This is a genomic window from Methylobacterium gregans (assembly GCF_022179245.1).
GTDB lineage: Bacteria > Pseudomonadota > Alphaproteobacteria > Rhizobiales > Beijerinckiaceae > Methylobacterium > Methylobacterium gregans.
Genome location: NZ_BPQM01000202.1, coordinates 1 through 5,083, shown reverse-complemented (window position 1 = coordinate 5,083; position 5,083 = coordinate 1). Strand labels below are relative to the sequence as shown.

Below are 5,083 nucleotides of genomic sequence, written 5' to 3'. Positions count from 1 at the left end.
CCTTCTTGTCCTGGGCCATCGGGTCGTGCTCGAGGATCTCGCCCTTGAACACCCAGACCTTGATGCCGCAGGTCCCGTAGGTGGTGAACGCCGTGGCGGTCCCGTAGTCCACATCCGCCCGCAGGGTGTGCAGGGGAACGCGGCCCTCGCGGTACCATTCCTGGCGCGCGATCTCGGCGCCGCCGAGACGGCCCGAGCAGTTGATGCGGATGCCCTCGGCGCCGAGACGCATCGCCGACTGCACGGCGCGCTTCATGGCGCGACGGAAGGCGACGCGGCGCTCGAGCTGCTGGGCGATCGAGTCGGCCACCAGGGTGGCGTCGATCTCGGGCTTGCGCACCTCGACGATGTTGATCGTCACGTCGGCCTTCGTCATCGTGCCGACGAGCTTGCGCAGCTTCTCGATGTCCGCGCCCTTCTTACCGATCACCACGCCCGGACGGCCCGAGTGGATGGTGACGCGGCACTTCCGGTGCGGGCGCTCGATCACGATCTTGGAGACCGCGGCCTGCTTGAGCTGCTTCATGAGGGCGGCGCGGATCGCGACGTCCTCGTGCATGAGCTTGGCGTACTCGCCCTTGCCGGCGAACCAGCGGGAGTCCCAGGTCCGGTTGATGCCGAGCCGGAGACCGATCGGGTTGACTTTCTGACCCATCAGATCCTCCTCAGGCCGCTTCGGCCCGGACTTCCCGAACCACGATGGTGAGGTTCGAGAAGGGCTTCAGGATACGTGCGCCGCGGCCGCGGGCACGGGCGTGGAAGCGCTTGAGAACCAGCGCCTTGCCCACATAGGCCTCGGAGACGACGAGGTCGTCCACGTCGAGGTTGTGGTTGTTCTCGGCGTTGGCGATGGCGCTCTCGAGGCACTTCTTGACATCGGTCGCGATGCGCTTACGCGAGAACTGGAGGTCGGCGAGCGCCGACTCCACCTTCTTGCCGCGGATCAGCTGCGCCACGAGGTTGAGCTTCTGCGGGGAGACGCGGATCATCCGCGCAACCGCCTTCGCCTCGTTCTCGGGGAGCGCGCGGGGGGTGGCCTGCTTGCCCATCTCAGCGCCTCTTCGCCTTCTTGTCGGCCGCGTGGCCCGGGAAGGTGCGGGTCGGCGAGAACTCGCCGAACTTGTGCCCGACCATCTCCTCGGTGACGTAGACCGGGATGTGCTTCTGCCCGTTGTGCACACCGAAGGTGAGCCCGACGAACTGCGGGAGAATCGTGGAGCGGCGGCTCCAGATCTTGATGACCTCGTTGCGGCTCGCACCACGAGCCGCCTCGGCCTTCTTGAAGAGGTAGCCGTCGACGAACGGCCCCTTCCAGATCGAACGTGCCATGGCGGTTACTTCTTGCGGTTGTGGCGGCTGGACAGGATGAAGACGTCGGTCCGCTTGTTGGAGCGGGTCTTCTTCCCCTTGGTCGGCACGCCCCACGGCGTGACCGGGTTACGGCCGCCCGAGGTGCGACCCTCGCCGCCGCCGTGCGGGTGGTCGACCGGGTTCATCGCCACGCCGCGATTGTGCGGGCGCTTGCCGAGCCACCGGTTGCGCCCGGCCTTGCCGAGCGAGATGTTCATGTGGTCCGGGTTCGAGACCGCGCCGACGCTGGCGAAGCACTGGCCGTGGACCAGGCGCTGCTCGCCGGAGTTGAGACGCAGGGTCACGTAGCCCTGGTCGCGCCCGACGATCTGCGCGTAGTTGCCGGCGGAGCGGGCGATCGCGCCGCCCTTGCCGATCTTCAGTTCGACGTTGTGCACGATCGTACCCACCGGCATGTTGCCGATCGGGCCGGCATTGCCCGGCTTGATGTCGACGTTCTCGCCGGCCACCACCTTGTCGCCCGGCTGGAGGCGCTGCGGAGCCAGGATGTAGCTCTGCTTGCCGTCCGGGAAGCTGATCAGCGCGATGAAGGCGGTGCGGTTCGGATCGTACTCGATCCGCTCCACGTTCGCCGACACGTTGAGCTGCTCGCGACGCTTGAAATCGACCAGGCGGAGCGACCGCTTGTGACCGCCGCCGCGGAAGCGGACGGTGATGCGGCCGAGGTTGTTGCGGCCGCCGGTCGAGATCTTGCCAACGGTCAGCGCCTTCACCGGCTTGCCCTTGTAGAGCTCACGGCGGTCGACCAGGACGAGCTGGCGCAGGCTCGGCGTGACCGGTTTGAATGTCTTCAAGGCCATCGGTTTGGTCCTAACCCGTCCTCAGAGCCCGGTCGTGACGTCGATCGAGTCACCCTCGGCGAGGGTGACGATCGCCTTCTTCACGTCCGAACGCTGTCCGCGCTGCCCGCGGAAAATCTTCTGCTTGCCCTTGGTCACGAGGGTGTTCACCGCCGTGACCTTGACGTCGAACAGCTTCTCCACCGCTTCCTTGATCTGCGGCTTGGTGGCCTTCGGAGCGACCCGGAAGACGACCTTGTTCTGCTCGGTGAGGTTCGTCGCCTTCTCGGTGATGACCGGGGAGACGATCACGTCGTAGTGGCGCGGATCGAGACTCATTTGAAGCGCTCCTCGAGGGCGTCGATCGCCGCCTTCGTGAGAACGAGGGTGTCGCGGCGCAGGATGTCGTAGACGTTGATGCCCTGGATCGGCAGCACGTCGATCTGCGGGATGGCGCGGGCGGCCCGGCCGAAATTCACGTCGACCTCCGAGCCGCCGATGATCAGCGCGTTCGAGAGACCGAGCTTGCCGAAGCGCTCGACCAGACCCTTGGTCTTATGGTCGTCGATCTTGATGTCGTCGACGACGATCAGGGTCGAGGCCTTGGCCTTGGCCGAGAGGGCGTGGCGAAGCGCCAGCGCCCGGACCTTCTTGGGCAGGTCGTGGGCGTGGTCGCGCACCACCGGGCCGAAGGCCCGGCCGCCGCCGCGGAACTGCGGGGCCGAGGCCGCGCCGTGACGCGCGTTGCCGGTGCCCTTCTGCTTGTAGGCCTTCTTGCGGGTGCGGTTCACGTCCGAGCGGTTCTGCACGGCGTGGGTGCCAGCCCGGCGCTTGGCGAGCTGGTAGCGCACCATGCGCTGCAGCAGGTCGGCGCGGGGCTCCAGACCGAAGATGTCGTCGTTGAGCTCGACCGAGCCGGCCCCGGCACCGTCGAGCGTGGTGATATCAAGCTTCATCACGCGTTCTCCTCGGCGGGAGCGGCTTCGGGAGCCTGGGCGGCGCCGTTCTCACGGAACTTGCCCGGCAGCGGCAGGTCGGCGGGCGCCTTGCGCTTCACCGAGTCGCGGATCTGGATCCAGCCGCCGGCGACGCCCGGGACGGCGCCCTCGACCAGGATCAGGCCACGCTCGGGGTCCGTGCGCACGACGCGCAGGTTCTGCGTGGTGACCCGCTCGACACCGAGGTGACCCGGCATCTTCTTGTTCTTGAAGGTCTTGCCCGGATCCTGACGGCCGCCGGTCGAACCGATCGAGCGGTGCGAGATCGACACGCCGTGGGTGGCGCGCAGGCCGCCGAAGTTCCAGCGCTTCATGCCGCCCGCGAAGCCCTTACCGGTCGAGGTGCCGGTGACGTCCACGAACTGGCCGGGAACGAAGTGGTCCGCGGTGATCTCGGCACCGACCGGGATCAGCGCGTCCTCGGTGACGCGGAACTCGGCGAGCTTCTTCTTCGGCTCCACCTTGGCGACCGCGAAGCGGCCGCGCTCGGCAGCGGAGACGTTCTTCACCTTGGCCTTGCCCACGCCGACCTGCAGCGCGACGTAGCCGTCCTTCTCGGTGGTGCGGTGTGCGACCACCTGGCATTGATCGATCTTGAGCACGGTAACCGGCACATGCTCGCCGGCCTCCGTGAAGACCCGGGTCATGCCGACCTTCTGTGCGATGACGCCTGAGCGCATAGGTCTCTCCCTCGCGCGATGACAGTGAAGCCCTAAGCCCGGGGGCTCAGAGCTTGATCTCCACGTCCACGCCAGCGGCGAGGTCGAGCTTCATGAGCGCGTCCACGGTCTGGGGGGTCGGATCGACGATATCGAGCACGCGCTTGTGGGTGCGCATCTCGAACTGCTCGCGCGACTTCTTGTCGATGTGGGGCGAGCGGTTGACGGTGAACCGCTCGATATGGGTCGGCAGCGGGATCGGGCCGCGGATCTGGGCGCCGGTGCGCTTCGCGGTGGAGACGATCTCGCGGGTCGACGCATCCAGGATGCGGTGATCGAACGCCTTGAGGCGGATACGGATGTTCTGACCGTTCATGACCTGAAGCCTTCAGTGGGACGACGGGGAAGGGCGGGCCGAGGGCCCGCCCCGCCACGATCCCCTTGAGGATTGCTCTCTCGCTTACTCGGTGATGGCAGCGACGACGCCGGCGCCGACGGTGCGGCCGCCCTCGCGGATGGCGAAGCGCAGCTTCTCCTCCATGGCGACCGGCACGATCAGCGCCACGTCCATGGTGACGTTGTCGCCCGGCATCACCATCTCGGTGCCCTCCGGCAGGGTGCACACGCCGGTCACGTCCGTGGTGCGGAAGTAGAACTGCGGGCGGTAGTTGGTGAAGAACGGCGTGTGGCGGCCGCCCTCCTCCTTGGTCAGGATGTAGGCCTCAGCCTTGAACTTGGTGTGCGGCTTCACCGAACCCGGCTTGCACACGACCTGACCGCGCTCCACGTCCTCGCGCTTCGTGCCGCGCAGCAGCACGCCCACGTTGTCGCCCGCCTGGCCCTGGTCGAGCAGCTTGCGGAACATCTCGACGCCCGTCACCGTCGTCGTCGTGGTCGCCCGGATGCCGACGATCTCGACCGTCTCACCCACCTTCACGATGCCGCGCTCGACGCGACCCGTCACCACCGTGCCGCGGCCCGAGATCGAGAACACGTCCTCGATCGGCATCAGGAACGGCAGATCGATCGGGCGCTCCGGCTGCGGGATGTAGGCGTCGACCGTCTCCATCAGCTTGAGCACGGCGTCGCGGCCGATCTTCGGCTCCTTGTCCTCGAGCGCCATCAGGGCCGAGCCCTTGGTGATCGGGATGTCGTCGCCGGGGAAGTCGTACTTCGAGAGCAGCTCGCGCACCTCCAGCTCGACCAGCTCGAGGAGCTCCTCGTCGTCGACCATGTCGACCTTGTTGAGGAACACCACCAGCGCCGGCACGCCGAC

At 67.2% G+C, this 5,083-nt stretch carries 9 protein-coding genes; all 9 read right to left on the bottom strand.

The genetic code is table 11. The features are described from left to right. A partial coding sequence (gene rpsC / locus MFF54_RS27495) for a 30S ribosomal protein S3 (RefSeq protein ID WP_238307353.1) occupies positions 1-655 on the bottom strand: 655 nt, incomplete at its 3' end. Positions 656-665: 10 nt separating this feature from the next. Beyond that, positions 666-1,049, bottom strand: a complete 384-nt coding sequence (gene rplV, locus MFF54_RS27490; RefSeq protein ID WP_066927388.1) for a 50S ribosomal protein L22 — start codon at positions 1,047-1,049, stop codon at positions 666-668. A gap of 1 nt (position 1,050) precedes the next feature. Next, the gene (gene rpsS / locus MFF54_RS27485; RefSeq protein ID WP_066927386.1) at positions 1,051-1,329 is read right to left on the bottom strand and encodes a 30S ribosomal protein S19; all 279 of its coding nucleotides are present in this window, start codon (positions 1,327-1,329) and stop codon (positions 1,051-1,053) included. Between the two features lie 5 nt (positions 1,330-1,334). Continuing rightward, entirely contained in the window at positions 1,335-2,171 is an 837-nt protein-coding gene (gene rplB, locus MFF54_RS27480) for a 50S ribosomal protein L2 (RefSeq protein WP_238307352.1), read from the bottom strand. Positions 2,172-2,192: 21 nt separating this feature from the next. Continuing rightward, positions 2,193-2,489: a 50S ribosomal protein L23 gene (locus MFF54_RS27475; RefSeq protein ID WP_066927382.1), complete on the bottom strand. Its 297-nt coding sequence runs from the start codon at positions 2,487-2,489 to the stop codon at positions 2,193-2,195. After that, entirely contained in the window at positions 2,486-3,106 is a 621-nt protein-coding gene (gene rplD, locus MFF54_RS27470) for a 50S ribosomal protein L4 (protein WP_066927380.1), read from the bottom strand. Before rplD ends, MFF54_RS27475 begins: the two co-directional genes overlap by 4 nt. After that, positions 3,106-3,828, bottom strand: coding sequence for a 50S ribosomal protein L3 (rplC, locus tag MFF54_RS27465; protein WP_238307351.1), 723 nt, complete (start codon positions 3,826-3,828; stop codon positions 3,106-3,108). Before rplC ends, rplD begins: the two co-directional genes overlap by 1 nt. Before the next feature lie 46 nt (positions 3,829-3,874). Further along, positions 3,875-4,183, bottom strand: a complete 309-nt coding sequence (gene rpsJ, locus MFF54_RS27460) for a 30S ribosomal protein S10 (protein WP_066927377.1) — start codon at positions 4,181-4,183, stop codon at positions 3,875-3,877. Positions 4,184-4,267: 84 nt separating this feature from the next. After that, the coding region (locus MFF54_RS27455; protein WP_238307350.1) for an elongation factor Tu at positions 4,268-5,083 on the bottom strand (816 nt) is incomplete at its 5' end.

Excerpts from the sequence above, each read along its gene's own strand:
- rplV (WP_066927388.1), bottom strand. The coding sequence starts at position 1,049 with ATGGGCAAGCAGGCCACCCCCCGCGCGCTCCCCGAGAACGAGGCGAAG.
- rpsS (WP_066927386.1), bottom strand. The coding sequence starts at position 1,329 with ATGGCACGTTCGATCTGGAAGGGGCCGTTCGTCGACGGCTACCTCTTC.
- rplB (WP_238307352.1), bottom strand. The coding sequence starts at position 2,171 with ATGGCCTTGAAGACATTCAAACCGGTCACGCCGAGCCTGCGCCAGCTC.
- MFF54_RS27475 (WP_066927382.1), bottom strand. The coding sequence starts at position 2,489 with ATGAGTCTCGATCCGCGCCACTACGACGTGATCGTCTCCCCGGTCATC.
- rplD (WP_066927380.1), bottom strand. The coding sequence starts at position 3,106 with ATGAAGCTTGATATCACCACGCTCGACGGTGCCGGGGCCGGCTCGGTC.
- rplC (WP_238307351.1), bottom strand. The coding sequence starts at position 3,828 with ATGCGCTCAGGCGTCATCGCACAGAAGGTCGGCATGACCCGGGTCTTC.
- rpsJ (WP_066927377.1), bottom strand. The coding sequence starts at position 4,183 with ATGAACGGTCAGAACATCCGTATCCGCCTCAAGGCGTTCGATCACCGC.